Origin of the sequence: Streptomyces sp. NPDC101490 (assembly GCF_044767145.1) — a bacterium.
Lineage (GTDB): Bacteria > Actinomycetota > Actinomycetes > Streptomycetales > Streptomycetaceae > Streptomyces.
Map to the genome: position 1 here is coordinate 1 of NZ_JBIWNI010000039.1, position 17234 is coordinate 17234.

The 17234-nt window shown below is 68.9% G+C and carries 18 protein-coding genes, 2 pseudogenes and 1 riboswitch; of the genes and pseudogenes, 8 read left to right on the forward strand and 12 right to left on the reverse strand.

The genetic code is table 11. The features are described 5' to 3' along the window. Window positions 1-109 precede the first annotated feature (109 nt). Window positions 110-1282: a DNA cytosine methyltransferase gene (locus ACIRQY_RS34325; RefSeq protein WP_403932392.1), complete on the reverse strand. Its 1173-nt coding sequence runs from the start codon at window positions 1280-1282 to the stop codon at window positions 110-112. Window positions 1283-1524: 242 nt separating this feature from the next. Between ACIRQY_RS34325 and ACIRQY_RS34330 the strand changes: the two genes are divergently transcribed. Both ACIRQY_RS34330 and ACIRQY_RS34335 read left to right on the forward strand, forming a co-directional pair. Further along, window positions 1525-2457 (forward strand): HNH endonuclease, encoded by a 933-nt coding sequence (locus tag ACIRQY_RS34330; protein ID WP_403932394.1) that lies wholly within the window; start codon window positions 1525-1527, stop codon window positions 2455-2457. Between the two features lie 38 nt (window positions 2458-2495). Further along, a pseudogene (locus ACIRQY_RS34335) lies at window positions 2496-3031 on the forward strand (HD domain-containing protein). Here the strand turns inward: ACIRQY_RS34335 and ACIRQY_RS34340 are convergent. The 4 genes and pseudogenes from ACIRQY_RS34340 to ACIRQY_RS34355 all read right to left on the reverse strand — a co-directional run bounded on the left by ACIRQY_RS34340 (window position 3019) and on the right by ACIRQY_RS34355 (window position 4659). Continuing rightward, window positions 3019-3222, reverse strand: coding sequence for a hypothetical protein (locus tag ACIRQY_RS34340; protein ID WP_403932397.1), 204 nt, complete (start codon window positions 3220-3222; stop codon window positions 3019-3021). The pseudogene ACIRQY_RS34335 and the gene ACIRQY_RS34340 sit on opposite strands and share 13 nt — an antisense overlap. Window positions 3223-3232: 10 nt before the next feature. Continuing rightward, window positions 3233-3436 (reverse strand): annotated as a pseudogene (locus tag ACIRQY_RS34345) (NUDIX domain-containing protein); the annotation flags it as partial. Window positions 3437-3472: 36 nt separating this feature from the next. Continuing rightward, the gene (locus ACIRQY_RS34350) at window positions 3473-4111 is read right to left on the reverse strand and encodes an ATP-binding protein (protein WP_403932400.1); all 639 of its coding nucleotides are present in this window, start codon (window positions 4109-4111) and stop codon (window positions 3473-3475) included. Continuing rightward, complete coding sequence (locus ACIRQY_RS34355) at window positions 4108-4659, reverse strand: ATP-binding protein (RefSeq protein WP_403932403.1); 552 nt, start codon at window positions 4657-4659, stop codon at window positions 4108-4110. Before ACIRQY_RS34355 ends, ACIRQY_RS34350 begins: the two co-directional genes overlap by 4 nt. Before the next feature lie 140 nt (window positions 4660-4799). Here ACIRQY_RS34355 and ACIRQY_RS34360 point away from each other — a divergent pair, with 140 nt between their 5' ends. The 4 genes from ACIRQY_RS34360 to ACIRQY_RS34375 all read left to right on the forward strand — a co-directional run bounded on the left by ACIRQY_RS34360 (window position 4800) and on the right by ACIRQY_RS34375 (window position 8352). Further along, complete coding sequence (locus tag ACIRQY_RS34360; RefSeq protein ID WP_403932405.1) at window positions 4800-6185, forward strand: Tat pathway signal protein; 1386 nt, start codon at window positions 4800-4802, stop codon at window positions 6183-6185. 58 nt (window positions 6186-6243) lie between these two features. Then, on the forward strand, window positions 6244-6729 hold the full coding sequence (locus tag ACIRQY_RS34365) for a TrmO family methyltransferase (protein WP_403932408.1): 486 nt from the start codon (window positions 6244-6246) through the stop codon (window positions 6727-6729). A gap of 299 nt (window positions 6730-7028) precedes the next feature. Next, on the forward strand, window positions 7029-8009 hold the full coding sequence (locus tag ACIRQY_RS34370) for a hypothetical protein (protein WP_403932411.1): 981 nt from the start codon (window positions 7029-7031) through the stop codon (window positions 8007-8009). Window positions 8010-8049: 40 nt separating this feature from the next. Further along, window positions 8050-8352: a hypothetical protein gene (locus ACIRQY_RS34375; RefSeq protein WP_403932413.1), complete on the forward strand. Its 303-nt coding sequence runs from the start codon at window positions 8050-8052 to the stop codon at window positions 8350-8352. 268 nt (window positions 8353-8620) lie between these two features. Here ACIRQY_RS34375 and ACIRQY_RS34380 read toward each other — a convergent pair whose 3' ends face one another. The 4 genes from ACIRQY_RS34380 to ACIRQY_RS34395 form a co-directional block, all read right to left on the reverse strand. Next, window positions 8621-9889, reverse strand: coding sequence for a DUF445 domain-containing protein (locus tag ACIRQY_RS34380; RefSeq protein WP_403932416.1), 1269 nt, complete (start codon window positions 9887-9889; stop codon window positions 8621-8623). A gap of 11 nt (window positions 9890-9900) precedes the next feature. After that, on the reverse strand, window positions 9901-10881 hold the full coding sequence (locus ACIRQY_RS34385) for an ATP-binding cassette domain-containing protein (RefSeq protein WP_351782718.1): 981 nt from the start codon (window positions 10879-10881) through the stop codon (window positions 9901-9903). A 164-nt stretch (window positions 10882-11045) separates the two neighbouring features. Then, on the reverse strand, window positions 11046-11954 hold the full coding sequence (locus ACIRQY_RS34390) for an ABC transporter permease (protein ID WP_403932419.1): 909 nt from the start codon (window positions 11952-11954) through the stop codon (window positions 11046-11048). Further along, entirely contained in the window at window positions 11947-12747 is an 801-nt protein-coding gene (locus ACIRQY_RS34395) for an ABC transporter permease (protein ID WP_403932445.1), read from the reverse strand. Before ACIRQY_RS34395 ends, ACIRQY_RS34390 begins: the two co-directional genes overlap by 8 nt. A 202-nt stretch (window positions 12748-12949) precedes the next feature. Here ACIRQY_RS34395 and ACIRQY_RS34400 point away from each other — a divergent pair, with 202 nt between their 5' ends. Then, window positions 12950-15121, forward strand: a complete 2172-nt coding sequence (locus tag ACIRQY_RS34400) for a transglycosylase domain-containing protein (RefSeq protein ID WP_403932421.1) — start codon at window positions 12950-12952, stop codon at window positions 15119-15121. 140 nt (window positions 15122-15261) lie between these two features. Here the strand turns inward: ACIRQY_RS34400 and ACIRQY_RS34405 are convergent, their stop codons facing one another. The 3 genes from ACIRQY_RS34405 to ACIRQY_RS34415 all read right to left on the reverse strand — a co-directional run bounded on the left by ACIRQY_RS34405 (window position 15262) and on the right by ACIRQY_RS34415 (window position 16478). Then, window positions 15262-15582, reverse strand: coding sequence for a multidrug efflux SMR transporter (locus tag ACIRQY_RS34405; RefSeq protein WP_351782724.1), 321 nt, complete (start codon window positions 15580-15582; stop codon window positions 15262-15264). Between the two features lie 30 nt (window positions 15583-15612). Continuing rightward, window positions 15613-15677: riboswitch (guanidine-III (ykkC-III) riboswitch) on the reverse strand. 95 nt (window positions 15678-15772) lie between these two features. Then, window positions 15773-16111, reverse strand: coding sequence for a co-chaperone GroES (locus ACIRQY_RS34410; RefSeq protein ID WP_351782727.1), 339 nt, complete (start codon window positions 16109-16111; stop codon window positions 15773-15775). A gap of 46 nt (window positions 16112-16157) precedes the next feature. Further along, on the reverse strand, window positions 16158-16478 hold the full coding sequence (locus ACIRQY_RS34415) for a DUF3618 domain-containing protein (RefSeq protein WP_351782730.1): 321 nt from the start codon (window positions 16476-16478) through the stop codon (window positions 16158-16160). A 144-nt stretch (window positions 16479-16622) separates the two neighbouring features. On the opposite strand from ACIRQY_RS34415, the gene bcp reads away from it, so the two are divergent. Then, window positions 16623-17096, forward strand: coding sequence for a thioredoxin-dependent thiol peroxidase (gene bcp, locus ACIRQY_RS34420; RefSeq protein WP_351782733.1), 474 nt, complete (start codon window positions 16623-16625; stop codon window positions 17094-17096). The last annotated feature ends 138 nt before the right edge of the window (window positions 17097-17234 follow it).

Here is a 17234-nt window from a genome sequence, read left to right on the forward strand (position 1 = left end):
GTCAGGTCCGATGGGTACCCACCCCCAACGCCGCTCACAGAGAGTTCAACGAGCCCTTCAGCAACGGGACACGGCAGATCTCAAACGCGGTCTGAGGGGGGGGAAGGCGTTATGCCTTCCCCCCTCCAGTTCCGGCAAGGCTCTCCAAATCATCCGAGACTCGCGCCTCAGGCATCGCACCCCTCAAATAGGGCTTCAGATGCAGAGCAATCGCCTTCGCAAGAACTGGAGGCACGGCGTTACCAATCTGACGCGCAATCTCAACCTTGCTCCCACACCAGACGAATTCATCAGGAAACGTCTGCAAGAGCGCGGCCTCCCGGTGCGTAATTGGGCGATTCACTCGATTGCTCGCATCATCGACATCCCATTGCGGATGAAGATACTGACCCTTTTCAGGTTTAAAGAATTCCGTACGGATCGTCAACGACGGGCGATCCCACCGCATCCTCCCCATGACATCGGTGGTCCCGGTCTTCTTTTCCCGCCAGCAACGCGAAAGAAGGTGATCCGGAAGATCGAATCGCCCACCACCCGGGGGGATGTGGTTGTAACGCTCCAGAGAACGGGGTGTCGGATTCCGCCCGATGTGGATGTCTACACTCTTGAAGGGGCCTGGAACTCTTTCACCAAAGTAACTGGTGCTCATTTTCGGCAGATCGGTGACATCTGGCTTCTCCGGAAGCCCATCGATGGCATCGCGAACCGTGCGCCACGACTTCAACCCAAGTAGACCACTCGGCTCGTGCGTCGGGTCAGGCATCGGAATCTTTCCGATACGGGACCCGATGACAATCGTGCGCTTCCGGCGCTGCGGCGCCCCATAATCAGCAGCCAACAGGAGTTCGTGGGTCAACTCATACTCCTCCAGCAACCCACCCTCACTTGTCTCCTGAAGGAGGAGCGCGAACTCTGTCGATTTACGAAAGCGATCGACGTTCTCAATTACGAAAACTTTGGGTCGCGCATGTTGAACGAATCGAATATATTCCTTCCAGAGCTTGTTCCTCGGGTCATTTACGTCACGAGTTCCCAAGCCGGAAAATCCCTGACACGGGGGGCCGCCAATTACCAGATCCGCCTCGGTGATATCAGAGTCCGGGACTTTAGCAATGTCTCCCCAACGCATGTGACGTTCCCCGAAGTTCGCGGCATAGGTTGCGGCAGCAGCCAAATCCCACTCCACTGCCAGCACAGGCTTGTACCCTCTGGCGGAAACGAAGCCGGAAGTCATGCCGCCGCAGCCGGCGAACAAGTCGATCATGGTGATAGGTCGGGCCATGGAGACAGGTTAGTTCGCGTCACCGACATCTGTCGGCACCACGGCCCCTGGATGCTCGTACAGACCCACGCACCCACCCCCTTGCAACAGGCACGAGACCGCTCGACTCGACACGTCCACAGGGAGCAGCAGACCCTCCACCCTTCGATGTGGCTGATGTCACAAGATGGACGCGGGGGTGTGGCTGACCTGCTCCCTGAGCCTCGCCCCCGATCGCCCCGCCCATGACATCCTCTTGCGGTATGAGCGCAGAACCCGAACTGACCAAGGTTGAGCAGCACCTGCAAGAGCTCGCCGCGCGGATCCGCACCGATCGGCTGGCCCGCCAACAAGGTGGGACTTCCGTAGCTACGTGGCTCGAGACGGCGGCCGCGATAGGTAACGAAATGGCGAATATTCGCGCCGCTGTTGTAATCGCCAACTCCGATCACGGACTGAAATCAGGCAAAGCTGCGATCCTCGCATACCTACGTCTGCATGTCGGTAAGCCAGTACATGCCCACCGGCTCGAGGGTGTTTCAGGGATCGGCGAGTGGGCTCGGCGGGTTCGCGAACTACGAGTGGAGGAGGGATGGCCCATCGACTCCACAGTCTCGGATCCGCGGCTACCGGATGACCACTACCGACTCAACTCCGATGAGCCCGACAGTAAATTGGCCGAGGCGTGGAAATTGGCGAAAGAGGTACGCGGCACAGACGGCTCCGGAAAATCCCGTCTGCTTCAATATTTGAAGGCGGTGAGCCCTGCCGTTGTAGACAAAGAACGTCTTGCCTACGTTTCGAAAATTCAAGAGTGGCCCCGCCGTATGCGCGAGCTGGAGGAAGAAGGTTGGAAGGTCGTTTCAAACATCGATGACTCTTCTCTGGCGCCCGGCAGCTACTACCTGGAGGACCTCACTCAGCGCCCCCCCAGAGTTCGACAGGCGATCAAACAGCGCCACGCCATTCTGGAGCGCGATGGAAAGCGTTGCCGCGATTGCGGAGACGCACCCGACAAAAACGGCGTGGTGCTTCAGGTCCACCACATACTCCCGGTACACCTTGGCGGCAAGAATGATGATGAAAACCTCGTGACCCTTTGCCATAACTGTCACGCAGGTAGGCACAGCGCTTCCGAGTTCGGAGTCCGAGACGAGTTGCTCCACCCAGAGAACGAGCCTGATCTGGCGCACTGACCACGCGTCCAGCCCTGAGGCGGCAGAGTCAGTCGAGAATGGACGACGTGACGCTCGATTCGGCAAGGCGGATCGCCGAGGGAGAAATCGGTAGGCGCTCACTCGACGCTGGACGCACAGTCAAGAAGTGGGGCCTTGCGGAAGGAAGCCAGCCTACTAACGGCCGCTGCAATACTGCATGACATCGGCTACACACCCCGGCTCACGGTGACCGGCTTCCACCCTCTGGACGGCGCCCGGTTCCTCCGCGACGAGTGCGGGGCGGACAAGCGGCTGACGCGACTGGTCACGAACCACTCGTTCGCGCGCCTGGAAGCCGAGGAGCGGGGCTGAGGGAACAGCTGTCGAGTGAGTTCCCCTTGCTGGAGGAGCCGCTGCTGGTGGACGCCCTCGTGCACTGCGATATGACGACCGCTCCCGACGGCCGCCGAACGACCGTGCAGGACGGGTTGCGGAGATCCTGGGCCGCTACGGAGCGGACAGCATCGTCGGGCGGTTCATCCGCCGGGCGACGCCGCAGATCTTCGGTGCGGTGGAGCGGGTGGAGGAGGCTCTGGCCGCTCAGCCGAGGTAGGGGTACGTGCCGGCGAGGTAGTCACCGATCTGCTGGCGCATGCTGGCGTGGATGTCGTATTGGTCCAGGTCGGCCGGTTGGACGAAGCGGACACCGTCTGCCTCGTCGTTGATGGTGGGTGCGCCGCCCACGGGTCGGCCGATGTAGGTGTTCTCGTACTGCTGGCGGATCTCGCCGTCCGTATACGCCACGATGTAGCGGGGGGGTGGTGTAGACGCCGAGGAAGCCGGTGATCTCGGCGACGATCCCCGTTCTCCTCCAGGCACTCCGTACCGCGCACTCGGCGGCGGTCCCACAGATGCCCTGGGCGCCGCCGGGCAGCGCCCACTGGCCGGTGTCCCGGCGGCGCTGAAGCAGGGTGGCGCCGCTCTCGTCGACGACCAGCAGATTGCTCGCCGAAATCAGGGTGTTGGCCTTGGGGGCACTCGGGCTCGATCCTGCTCAGCGTCCGGCCTCGAAGCGCGTTTGAGCCGCGTCAAGGATGTCGTCGGCGTCGTACCCGTGAGCGTCCACCCAGCGGAGAAGGTCGATGATCACCTCGATCACCGCTTGGTTGGTCGCGGCGACCCTCAGCCGACTCGCCGCGCCCGGCGGGGGAAGGGCAACAGCGCCGTACAGGCGGAGCATGGCTTCCGCTCGCATGACGCGAGCGTCACCGCTGTGCCCGTGGGGCGTCGTGAGATCGGTGGAGATCTCACACCAGGTGACCCTGTGTTCCGGTTCCCACAGAACACCCCATCGGTCCGCGACCCCTTCCACCAGCGTGAGACCGGTGTCCGCCTCGGCGGCGGGTGCGATGGGCGTCGACGGTACGTGCCATCCGGCATCCCGGACCTCGATCCGCAACGAGGTGCCGTTCATCGAGAATCGGAGTGACGCCGGAGTGCCCGCTCCTCCCTGTCGAATCACCCGAGAGACCAGTTCGCTCACACAGAGCTGGGCCGTATCGCTCTGCGGAGACAGTCCCCAGAGCTTCAAGTGGAGTCGCACCAAACGGCGGAGCGCGGCAAGCTCCCGTGGTTCCGCGAGGAACGACAACTCCCACGGCTTACGCACCACGCAACCGTCCGCGCTCTTCACGCCGCCCCGCCCTTCCCCAAGTCGGCCCACACTTGCTTGCCCCACGGGTACAGCTCGGTTCCCCACCGCAGCGCGAGAGCGTCGACGAGGAACAGCCCCCTCCCCCGAGAGTGGTCGTCATCCACCACCGTTCTCCGGGGCGGGACGACCCTGGAACGATCGGCCACGCTGAGGCGCACCACATGAGTGGAGGGCCTCGCGACGCCTACGTGGATCCACCGGAGTCGACCGTGGTCGGCCGCGTTGGAAGCAAGTTCGGTGACCACGAGAGTGGCGTCCTCGATAAGGGGCTCCAGCCCCCACAGAGTCAGCACCGTACGAACCAGCCTGCGGGCGACCATCGCGCTCTTCGGCTCGCGCGGGAGGGTCTGAAAGTACGCGGGGTGCCCTGTGGGATGGGAAGCAGCGGGACCGGCCGTCGCGTCCGTGACAGGCGCCCACGATGGTGGTGCATGGGAATCTCCTCGCGCGGCGGGCCCGTTCGGAGCGGCAGAGGCGAGCGGTGGCCCGCCCCTCACATCGCCGTCACCCACGTGACTGAATGTCATCAGTCGGCCTCCCGGCGTCGCTGATTGGTGGTTTCGTGTTCTCTCAGCGAACCGTGATTCGCGGCGGGCGGACACCCTCGTCCAGGCCTCGATGCCGTCAAACCCGTCAAAGATCGTTCTCTTGTGAAGAGGGGCGCACCATGGCGCGCAGGAACGAGGCCTTGGCCTCGGTGATCGCGGAAACGGGCTGGTCACAGACGGCGGTGGCGGCCGCCCTGGTACGAGTGGCCGCCGAGGCCGGGGTCAAGGAACTGCTCACCGTCAAGCGCTCGCACATCGCGATGTGGATCGCCGGCACCCAGCCCCGGGGGCGAGCGAGTGACATCCTGCGTGAAACGCTGTCGCGGCGCCTGACGCGCCCTGTGACACTCGCGGAGATCGGTCTCGCGAGGAAGCTCCCGGACGAAACCACTGAGTTCGAGTGGGCCGCGGACACCTTGACCACTCTGCTCGACCTGGGGAGAAGCAGCATGGATCGCGAACGACGCCGGCTCCTGGCCGGTGCCGCCTATTCCGTCGGAGGGTTAGCCCTTCCCAAGGACTCTTGGTGGGAAGAGGCACCGGAACGGGCCCGCTCTCGCGCCACCAGGACGAGCCGTAGGGTCGGCGAGACCGAAGTGCGGGCGATTCGCGAGATGACGGAGTTCTTCTCCCAGCGCGATCAACGGCACGGGGGTGTGGACGGCCGGACCGCCCTGCACCAGTACATCGTCGACGATGTCGCCAGATACATCAGCGGGGTCTTCAACGGCGAGAAGGCGCGGCGCTCGCTGTACTCAGCAGCGTCCGAAGTCATCTACGTGGCGGGGTGGATGGGATTCGACGCCTCCCAACACGAAGCCGCACGACGCCACTTCACCCTCGCACTGCGGCTGGCAGCAGAAGCCGACGACGCCCCCCTCGCCGGGCACATTCTGCGGGCGATGGCCCATCAGGCGATGGACTTGGGGCACACCAGGGTGGCCCTGGGCCTCGCCAACGCATCCGTCGAGCGCAACAGGTACACCGATGCCACCCCACGGGAACGCGCTCTGATCGGGATCGTGCGCGCGCGGGCCTTGGCCGCGGACGGCCAGCGGAACAAGGCCCTGGCCGCGATCCACCGGGCTGAGACGGATCTCGGCGAGGCCCGGCCCGGTGACTCAGAACCTCGACGGGTCTGGTTCTTCCAGGATGCCTCCCTCGCCCACGAGACGGCTCGCGCCTTGTGGGCCCTGGGCGACCTCGACGGCGCTCTCCGCCACTTCCGCGACAGCGTCCGTCGCCGTAGGACCGACTCCTTCAGCAGGACCCATGCCGTCACCCTCGGGTACATGGGCACGGTCCAAGCGGGGCAGGGCAACATCGACGCCGCCTGCCAGACCTGGTCCCGGGCGCTCGACGCCATGGACGGCGTCCAGTCCGGCAGAACCCGGGAAGCGGCCGTCACCATGTGTGCGGCCCTCTCTCCCTTCCGCAACCGAGGCATCCCCGGTGCCACCGAAGTGAACGCGCGGGCCCGGAGCGTACTGCGGCGAGTAACCTGACGCCGCCGAGCCGCCGCGCTCCACAGGCGGCACCGCCAAGGAGGAGGAAAGGGCAGCCGTGTCCGCTCAGTTCATCGAGGTACCGGTCATCGCCGATGTCGTCGGGGGTCATGTCGGACGACGTGACGACTTCAAGGGCGGCGTACGGTCGATCATCCGCCTGAGGCCCGAGTTCCCCGTGGAGACGTTGCGGGGCATCGAGGAGTTCTCCCACCTCCAGGTCACGTGGTTCTTCAACCTCGGCTCCCCTGACGACGTCGCCCTTCACGCGCGCAGCCCCCGCGACAATCCGGCGTGGCCCGCCACCGGCACCTTCGTCCACCACAACCACCGCCGCCCGGCCCGCATCGCGACCTCTTTTCCGAGGCTGCTCAAGGTGGAGGGTCTCGATCTCCACGTGACGGACCTCGACGCCGACGAGGGCACCGAGGTCATCGATCTCGTGGCGGTGTTCGAGGAGATGCTCCCGCGCGGCCCCCTCGCCCAGCCGACATGGCCGGGCGAGATGCTCGCCGATTACTGGCGGGACGCCTCGGAGCGTTGAGGCAATACCCGGACTCGCAAAGGCCGCGTTCCTGTTCTCCGACGAGGCGAAGGGCGGGCAGGGCCCGATGGCGGGCGCGAGGTGTCGGCCACGGCCGTCAGGCTCAGGTCATCTTGGGGAATGGGCCGGGAGGATGGGTCGTGCAAGGTGTTGTCGCTGTCCGGCTCTCCTGAGAACGTTCTTCACTCACACGAGTGTTCTTCACTTAACGTGATTTCTCAGACGCTTTCAGTGCGGTACGTTCGCGCAAAACGGCCCCCACCGATGGTTGCAGCCATCGGCGAGGGCCTGAACCACTAGTGGAAGCAGCCACCGTGATCTGCCGCAACGTTATCGCGCCCTCTCGCGCCTTCACCCAGTTCTCGCACGAGCTCATCCGGCATCCTCGGCTCAGTTCCGACGCCGTTCGGCTCCTGACCTGGCAGCTCTCCCTTCCGCAGGGCGCTCGTGAGTCGCTCTCCAAGAGTGCCGAGCGTGCCCGGATCGGGGCATGTTCCTTCAGCCGGGCCAAGCGGCAGCTCAAGGAAGAAGGGTTCGTGCACGAGCGGAAGGTCCAGGGCGCCGGAGGGCACTGGGTCACCCAACAGCTCGTCTCCAGCACACCGTTGACTGCGGACGAGGCCGTCAAAATCCTCACCAAGACCCCACTCCTCGCCTGCGCGAACCTTGCATCCCCGCAGGTCGTACCGAGTCCCCCGAAACCGGCCGCCGGTGAACCGACAACCCCGTCCACCGACCGTCATCCAAAGAAAGACCTGCTGGAAGACACCTCCAACCCTCCGCCGGTGGCGAGCGAGGGCGAGACCGTCGGCCCTACCGCCGAGGCCTCCGACGGCTCACCCAGCAGCCCCTCCCGCGAAGAGGCCCGCACCCTCGTCGGCTCACTGCCCCTCCTCTCCCCCGCCCTCCGCCACATCCCGCCCGGGATGCGCGACGAACTCACCCGCCTCGCCGCCCGCTGGCTCGACGCGGGACACACCGTCGCAGACGTCCACGAGCACGTCCTGCGCGGGCTGCCCGGCGCCGGAACACCCGTACACCGGCCCGGCGGCCTCGTCCGCTACCTCCTCTGCGACGTACCACCCCACGCCCTGCCTCCCCGGTCGGGAAGTCGGCTCTCCGCTCGTCTCGAAGGCACACGCGAATGCGGCGGGAACCACATCCAGCCCATGCTGTTCCGGCCCCTCGCCGACGAGACGCTGTGCGCCGAGTGCGCCACGCGCGGTCCGAACGAGCCGGGTTCCGTGGCCGGTGCGGAGAACGTTCGCGTCCCCTCGTAGGCTCAAAGGGCACCGACCGACCTACCAGGAAGGCCCCGCCATGCCCCCCATTCCCTCCCCCGCCGTCGCCGCCGCCGGACTCGTGGGGGGTTATGCCGTTGCCCGGTGGAGCGGGAAGCGGCCGCTCGGTGGGGTCGTGCTCCTCGGGGCCGGGGGCGTGGCCGCGTACGAGTGGCAGCGGGTCGGTGGGGCGAAGGTGGCCGCCGGGCTCGGGGCCGCCTACCTCGCCGGATTCGCCGGGTCCCACCCCCTCGCCAAGAAGATCGGCGCCTGGCCCGCCGTGTTCTCCGTCGCCGGGGCCGTCGCCGCCGCCTCCTGGGCCGTCACCCGCGACAAGGGCTGAGCGCCCGCGTCCGTGACGGCTGGGCTCCGCCGGAGCCGGTGAGCGCGGGCTCAGCCCTACCGGAGGCCTCAGGTCTCCCGCGAGGTACGTACGGGCGGGGCGGGGCGCAGACACCGCTGCCTGGGGCCGTGCGCGCGCCTCCAGTCCCCAGCGGGGCCGTACCGGAGTCCGTACGGGCAGGCCTCAGGCCCCCACCAGAGTCCGTACGGGGGCGGGCACAGACCTCCAGAACGGTCCCTACGAGCGGGCCCGTCCGTACGGGCCGCGCTCAGCCGCCCACCGCGTGGCTCACCGTGTAGATCAGGAGGCCCGCCAGCGCGCCGACCACCGTGCCGTTGATGCGGATGAACTGGAGGTCGCGGCCGATGTTCGCCTCGATCTTCTTCGAGGTCTGGGTGGCGTCCCAGCCCGCCACCGTGTCCGTGATCAGGGACGTGATCTCGGCGCGGTACGTCGTCACCAGGTAGGCCGCCGCGTCCTCCGCCCAGCCGTCCACCTTCGTCTGGAGGCGGGTGTCCGTCGCCAGCCGCTTGCCCAGGGAGATCAGGGAGGCACGGGCCCGCAGCCGGAGCTGGCTGCGGTCGTCCTCGGCCGCCGCGATGATCAGGTTGCGGACCGACGACCAGGCCGAGGCGATGATGTCCTGGACCTCGGGGCGGGCCAGCAGCTCCGACTTGAGGCGTTCCACCCGGGCCCGGGTGTCCGTGTCGGCCTGGAGGTCGGCCGCGAAGTCGGTGAGGAAACGGTCGATCGCCCCCCGCGCCGGATGGGTCGGCATGTCCCGCATCTCCGTGACGAAGCGGAGCAGCTCCTTGTAGACCCGCTCCCCGATCCGCTTGTCGACGAAGCGGGGCGTCCAGCCCGGCGCGCCGCCCTGCACCGCGTCCATCACGGAGTCGCCGTGGGTGACGAGCCAGTCGTGGGCGCGGGTGCAGATCAGGTCGACGGCCCGGTGGTGGGCCCCGTCGGAGACCACCTTCTCCAGGGTCTTGCCGAGACCCGGCGCGATCTCCGCCGATTCGGCACGGCGGGTGATCGCCTCGCCGACGACCGCCTGCACGTCGGAGTCCCGCAGCACGGTGAGCGCCCCGCGCAGCGCGGTCGACGCCTCCGCCGTGACCCGGTCCGCGTGTGCCGGGTCGGCCAGCCAGCCGCCGAGCCTGCGCCCGATGGCGAGGGCCGCCAGCCTGCCCCGTACGACATCGGCCGACAGGAAGTTCTCTCCGACGAACGAGCCGAGCGAGGCGCCCAGCTGGTCCTTCTTCTTCGGGATGATCGCCGTGTGCGGGATCGGCAGCCCCAGGGGGTGCCGGAAGAGGGCCGTCACCGCGAACCAGTCGGCGAGCGCGCCGACCATGCCCGCCTCCGCCGCCGCCGCGACGTACCCGGCCCAGGGCCCGGCGCCCGCGCTCCGCGCCCAGGTGGCGAGGGCGTAGACCACCGCCACGCCGACGAGGAGCGAGGTCGCCAGCACCTTCATGCGGCGGACCCCTCTGCTCTTCTCCTCGTCCGCTGCCGTGTACGAAAAACTCACCATCTGCTGACCTCCTACCTCAGGGACTCCCGGCGGTCCTCCCGAGTTCCCCCGTACATCTTCGCGATCACCGCCTCGATGTCGGGTTCCCGCACCGAGAGGTCGATCAGGGGATGCCGGGCGGCCACCGCCGCGACCAGCGGCGCGGCCGAGGCGGTGGCCGGGAAGGCGAGCCACTGGCGGGGTCCCTCCGCCCGTACGAAGCGGGCGCCCGGCACGTCCTCGATCGGCGGCGCCTCCCGTTCGAGGTCCACGACGAGGAGCCGTTCGCTCTCCCCGACGGCGTGGAGTCCGGCGAGCGCCCCGTCGTACATCAGCCGCCCATGGTCGATGACCATGACCCGGGAGCAGAGCTGTTCGATGTCGGTGAGGTCGTGGGTGGTGAGGAGGACCGTGGTGTTCCTGGTGTCGTTCAGGTCGCGCAGGAACTCCCGTACCCGTGACTTCGAGACGACGTCCAGTCCGATGGTCGGCTCGTCGAGGTAGAGCACCTCCGGGTCGTGGAGCAGCGCCGCCGCGATGTCGCCGCGCATCCGCTGGCCGAGGGAGAGCTGCCGGACGGGCACGTCGAGCAGTTCGCCGAGTTCGAGGAGTTCCACGCAGCGGGCGAGGTTCTCCCGGTAGCGGGCGTCCGGGATGCGGTACATGCGGTGCATCAGCCGGTACGAGTCCTTCAGCGGCAGGTCCCACCAGAGGGTGGTGCGCTGCCCGAAGACGACTCCTATCCGCTGGGCGAGCCGGGTGCGTTCACGGGCCGGGTCGATGCCCGCGACGCGCAGCCGCCCGCCGGTGGGGGTGAGGATGCCGGTGAGCATCTTGATGGTGGTGGACTTCCCGGCGCCGTTGGGGCCGATGTAGCCGACCATCTCGCCGCGCTCCACCCGGAAACTGATGCCGTCGACGGCCCGCACCTCGCGCCGCTCCCGGCGGAACGGGCCCGTCCTGCGGCGGACCGTGAACGTCTTCTCCAGTGACTCCAGCTCGATGAACGCCACGGTCCTCGGCTTCCTTTCGATTCGATTCGATCGGTACGACTTCGATTCCGGGTCCGGGTCCGGGTCCGGGGCCAGGTCCCGGCTCCGGCTCCGACTGCCGTGCCGATGTCGGCTGCGGCGGCGATTCCGGCCCCGGACCAGGCCCTTTCCTCTCCCCCCGCCCCTCAACTCCCCGTCGACCGGTACGAGCGGACCCCCGCCCGCCAGGCCAGCGCCGCGACCCCGCAGCAGACGGCCGCGACCAGCGGTGAGGCGAAGCCCGCCCACTCCGGGACCCCGGCGGGGGCCGGCCGGCCGAGGACGTGGAGGACCGGCAGCCAGTTCACGAACGCCAGCGGCACCACGTACACCACGCCCCGGACGAGGTCCTGCGCGAAGACCGTGGGCGGGTAGCCGAGGAGGGTGTTCCCGCCGTACGTGAAGGCGTTCGTCACCTCCGCCGCGTCCTGCATCCAGAACAGCGCGGACGCCCCGAGCACCATCAGCGCGCCGAAGATCACCGCCCCGCAGGCCACCGCCGTCACCAGGAGGAGCACCTTCACCGGGGTCCACGCCACATCGAGCAGGCACAGCCCCCAGACGAGGACGGTCAGCCCCTGGAGCACCCGGCCGAACCGGCGCAGCGCGAACTTGTCCGCCGCCACCTGCGCGAGGAGCGGCGCCGGGCGCATCAGGAAGGTGTCGAGGGAGCCCTCCCTGACCCGTCGTCCCATCCGCTGGACGGAGCCCGCCGTCAGGTCCGCGATGCCGAAGGACGTGCCCGCCGTCCCGTAGAGCAGGGCGACCTCGGCGAAGGAGAAGCCGCCGAGTCCGCGCACCTGACCGAACATCAGCAGGATCACGACGAAGTCGAAGAAGGTGACGCAGAAGCTGGTCACCAGGGTGAGGGCGAAGGACGCGCGGTACGCCATGGTGGAGCGGATCCACATGCCCGCCACCATCCGGTACGTCGTCCAGGAACCGACCGGCGGCCCGTACGTGCGCGGAGCAGAGCCCTCCGCGAGCCGTCCGTACGCGCGCGGGGCGCGGTCCTCGCGGTCCTCACGGTCCTCAGGCAGTAGTCGCTCAGCCACCCTGGACCACCACCTTCCGGGTCGCCGCCGTCTGTGCCGCCCGGCCCGCGCCGAGCAGGGCGAGGGCCCAGCAGCCCTGGAAGGCGTACGCCCCTGCCAGCCCCCAGCCCCGGTGCTCGCCCAGGTACACGTCGGCCGGGACCTGGAGCAGCGCCGCCCAGGGCAGCGCGCGGGCGATCTCGCCGAGGGTGCCGGGGAAGACGTTCAGGGGGAGCAGCATCCCGGAGAAGAACAGTCCGGTGAGCCAGGCCACCTGGACCACTCCCTGGCCGTCGAGCAGCCAGAAGGCGCTCATCGCGACGAGGTACCAGATCGCGAAGCTGACGACGGTGCCCAGGGCCACCGCCACCAGGAAGGCGAGCCAGGTGCCGAGGTCCGGGGGCAGGGTGAAGCGGAAGACGAGCCAGCCGATCACCATGGGGACGACGCCCCGGCCGAGGAGTTGGAAGGCGCACCGGCCCGCGTTGGCCGAGAACCACCAGGTCTGGAGGTCGGCGGGGCGGTACAGGTCCACCGCGATGTCCCCGGTCCTGACCCGTTCGATGATCTCGTCCTCGAAGCCGCCGCCCATGAGTCCGCAGACGGTGAGCAGGGCCTGTCCGAGCCACACGTAGGCGAGGGCGTCGTCCGCGGTGTAGCCGCCGAGGTGCGGGCGCTCGTCCCAGAGCGCGAGATAGGTGTACGAGATGACCAGGCCGAAGACGGTGTTGGTGAAGACGCCCGCCACCGTCGCCACCCGGTAGGTGGCGTAGCGCCGGAACCCGCCCGCGGCCACCGTCGCGTACAGCCGCAGCATGTCGTTCCCCCTTCCGGTCCACGGGGCCGCGACTCCGCAAACCACCCGAAAAATGCCGAAGCGCACGACCCTAGCGGGGGCGACGGGGCGCCGCGACCGGTTTTACGCCACCCCGAGCACCCTCCGAACACCCACAGAAAAAGGTGACATTCGGGTCGCAATCAAGACTTTCCGGGCCTTGAGGGCAATATGGGGTGCCATGCCCCCTTCCTCCGGTACGAGCGAGCCCGACGCCCCCCGGCCGACCCCGCCGCCCGGCTGGGAACCGAGGGACCCCACCCTCCCCGCTCCCCCGCCCCCCGCACCGAGGCGCCGACCCCTCCGACGCGTCCTGCGCACCCTCCTCGGGCTGTCCCTCCTCGGCACCCTGGCCCTCGCCGGAGCCCTCGCCGCCGGATACCTCCTCGTGGACATCCCGCCCGCCAACTCCGCCGCCGTCGCCCAGTCCAACGTCTACCTGTACCGCGACGGCAGCACCCTCGCCCGGGACGGCGAGGTCAACCGCGAGAGCGTCCCCCTCGACCGCGTCCCGCCCGCCCTGCGGGACGCGGTCCTCGCCGCCGAGGACCGTGACTTCCACACCTCACCGGCCGTCGACCCCAAGGCGATGCTCCGCGCCGCCTGGAACACCGTCACCGGCAAGGGCCGCCAGTCCGGCTCCACCATCACCCAGCAGTACGTCAAGAACTACTACCTGGGCCAGGAGCAGACGCTCAGCCGCAAGGCCAAGGAGTTCTTCATCGCGATCAAGCTGGGCCGCGAGAAGACCAAGGACGAGATCCTCCAGGGCTATCTGAACACCAGCTACTTCGGCCGCAACGCCTACGGCGTCCAGGCCGCCGCCCGCGCCTACTACGGCAAGGACGTCGAACGGCTCGACACCGCCGAGGCCGCCTACCTCGCCTCCCTCCTCAAGGCCCCCAGCGCCTACGACGTCACCACCCACCCCGAGAACCGCGCCAAGGCCGTCGCCCGCTGGAACTACGTCCTCGACGGCATGGTCACCGAGGGCCGGCTCACCCCCGCCGCCCGCGCCGCCGCCCGCTTCCCCGCCCCCGAGGACGCCCGCACCTCCACCGGCCTCGCCGGACAGCGCGGCTACCTCGTCCGGGCCGTCGAGGAGTACCTCACCGGCCACGGCGTCGTCGACGAGAAGACCCTCGCCCTCGGCGGCTTCCGGATCACCACCACCCTCGACCCCGCCAAACAGGAGTCGCTCGTCCGGGCCGTCGAGGACCGGGTCGTCTCCCGGCTCGACCCCGCCCGCTCCCTCGCCGACCGGTACGTCCGTGTCGGAGCGGCGGCCGTCGACCCCGCCGACGGCAAGGTCCTCGCCCTGTACGGCGGCATCGACTACACCCGGCAGTACGTCAACAACGCCACCCGCCGCGACTACCAGGTCGGCTCCACCTTCAAGCCCTTCGTCTTCACCGCGGCCGTCCAGAGCGGAGCCCAGACCCAGCAGGGCGAGCCCATCACCCCGTACACGGTGTACGACGGAAGCAACCGGCGCCCGGTCGAGGGCTGGAACGGAAGCCCCTACGACCCCGCCAACGAGGACGACGCCAGCTACGGCGAGATCCCCGTCGGCACCGCCACCGACCTCTCCGTGAACGCCGTGTACGCCCAGATGGCCGTGGACGTCGGCCCCGGCCACGTACGGCGCACCGCCGTCTCCCTCGGCGTGCCCACCACCACGCCCGACCTCACCGCCTCCCCCTCCATCGCGCTCGGCCCCGCCACCGCCAGCGTCCTCGACATGGCCACCGCCTACGCCACCCTCGCCGCGCACGGCAGGCACGGCGCCGCCACCCTGGTCGAACGGATCACCAGGGACGGCCGGGACGTGACGGTGCCCGCCGTCGCCGCCCGGCAGGCGGTCAGCAGGGAAGCGGCCGACACGACCACGTCGATCCTGCGCAGCGTCGTCGCCTCGGGCACCGGGACGGCCGCGCAGGCCGCCGGACGCCCGGCGGCGGGCAAGACGGGCACGGCGGAGGACGACAAGGCCGCCTGGTTCGCCGGATACACCCCGGACCTCGCGACCGTCGTCGCGCTGATGGGCCAGGACCCCGGGACGGGCCACCAGAAACCGCTGTACGGGGCCCTCGGACTGCCCCGGATCAACGGCGGCGGGCCGCCCGCCGAGATCTGGGCCGCCTTCACCCGGGAAGCCCTGGCCGACGACGAACCCCTCGACTTCGACCTCCGGCTGATGCCGGGGACCCAGGACCCGCCGACGGTCCCGACGGCACCGGACGGCCCGGCGGGCGCGACGGACGGTCCGGCCGAGCCGCCCGTGACGGGCGAAGCGGGTCCGGGGGCCGCCTCACGCGTCCCCCGGACACCTCTCGGCCCACGCGGTCAGTGACCCGAGGCCGTCTTGAGACCCACCCACTGGTTCACTGACCCGAGGCAGCCTTGAGGCCCACCACCGGTCAGTACCCCGAGGCAGCCTTGAGGCCCCGCCACCGGTCAGTGACGAGAGGCCGTCTCAAGACCCACCCCCGGTCAGTGACCCGAAGTCGCCTTGAGGCCCACCACGGCGACCAACAGCAGACAGACGAAGAAGATCCGGGCGGCGGTCGCGGGCTCCCCGAGCACCACCATGCCGACCACCGCCGCACCGGCCGCGCCGATACCGACCCACACGCCGTACGCCGTACCGATCGGCAGCGTCTTGGCCGCCTGCGACAGCAGCACCATGGAGACGACGATCCCGGCGCCGGTGAACACGCTGGGCCACAGACGGGTGAAGCCCTCGGTGTACTTCATACCGATCGACCAGCCGACTTCCAGCAGACCCGCGATGATCAGAAGAACCCAGGCCATGACGACACCTCCACGAGACGGAACAACAGGGATGCGTCGTCTTGTCGATCCCGGTACGGCGCGTCTCGTCGGGTGTGTCACCAGGCTAGCAAAGAACGGCGAAGGGCCCCGGTGACCCTGGTCACCGGGGCCCTTCGGCCGTCCCGCCCCACAGATACAGGGTCCCGCCCTGCAGATACAGCGTCCCGCCCTACAGATACAGACCGGTCGAGTCCGAAGCGCCCTGGAACCGGTCCGCCGCCACCGCGTGCAGATCGCGCTCGCGCATCAGCACGTACGCGGTGCCCCGCACCTCGACCTCGGCCCGGTCCTCGGGGTCGTACAGCACCCGGTCACCGAGCTCGACCGTCCGGACGTTCTGCCCCACCGCCACGACCTCGGCCCAGGCCAGCCTGCGACCGACGGCGGCGGTCGCCGGGATCAGGATGCCGCCACCGGAACGCCGCTCCCCCTCCGGGGAGTCGGTGCGGACCAGGACCCGGTCGTGCAGCATCCGGATGGGCAGCTTGTCGTGCGTGTTGTCGCTCACGGGGCGAACCTACCCGCCCGGACCCGGCACCCGTGGCCGGTCGGGGTCACGCCCTGCCCTTGCGGGAGGACGCCGCGAGCAGCCCGACCACCGCGACGACCACCAGGGCGGCGGGCACCACACGGTCGAGCCGAGGAGCGCCGTCCTCATGGGTGAAACGTGCCTTCACGTCCGAGACCACCCGGTTCACGGCGACGAAGGCACGCCCGGCGGTCTCGTCGACCGTCGAGGCGACCCTGGCCTTCGCGTCCCCGATGATCGTCTTCGGATGCACCCTCATACCGATCTCGTCGAGAGTGACGGCGAGCTGCTCGCGCCGGCGGACGATGTCCGCCTCGATCTGCGCAGGGGTCCTGGCCTCCGACACCGCGCTGCCTCCGTAGTCGTGATCCGGTCGTCCGACCGGTCCTCGACCGGTCCTGGTGGACAGTCTGTCAGCTCTGCCGCCATCGGGCCGTCCCCGACCCCCATTAGGCTCTGATCGCGTACGCGAACCATCCCGAGGAGAGCCATGAGCGAGCGACTGCAGCCCGGCGACACCGCCCCCGCCTTCACCCTGCCCGACGCGGACGGCAACGAGGTCTCCCTCGCGGACCACAAGGGCCGCAAGGTCATCGTCTACTTCTACCCGGCGGCCCTCACCCCCGGCTGCACCAAGCAGGCCTGTGACTTCACGGACAACCTGGACGTGCTGGCCGCGGCGGGCTACGACGTCATCGGCGTCTCGCCGGACAAGCCGGAGAAGCTGGCGAAGTTCCGCGAGAAGGAGAACCTCAAGGTCACCCTGGTCGGCGACCCGGAGAAGACCACCCTGGAGGCGTACGGAGCCTTCGGCGAGAAGAAGCTCTACGGCAAGACGGTCACCGGCGTGATCCGCTCCACCGTCGTCGTCGACGAGGACGGCAAGGTCGAGCACGCCTTCTACAACGTGAAGGCCACCGGCCACGTCGCCAAGATCATCCGGGATCTCGCCATCGAGGGCTGAACCCGCCCGGCGCGACCGGGGGGCGGGGCCGGCCCCCCCCCGCCCCCGGCCCCGCCCCCCCCGGGGGGGGGGGGGGCGCCCCCCCCCCCCGGCCCCCCGGGCCCGGGGCCCCCCGCGGGTGTGTTTTTACCGGGCCCC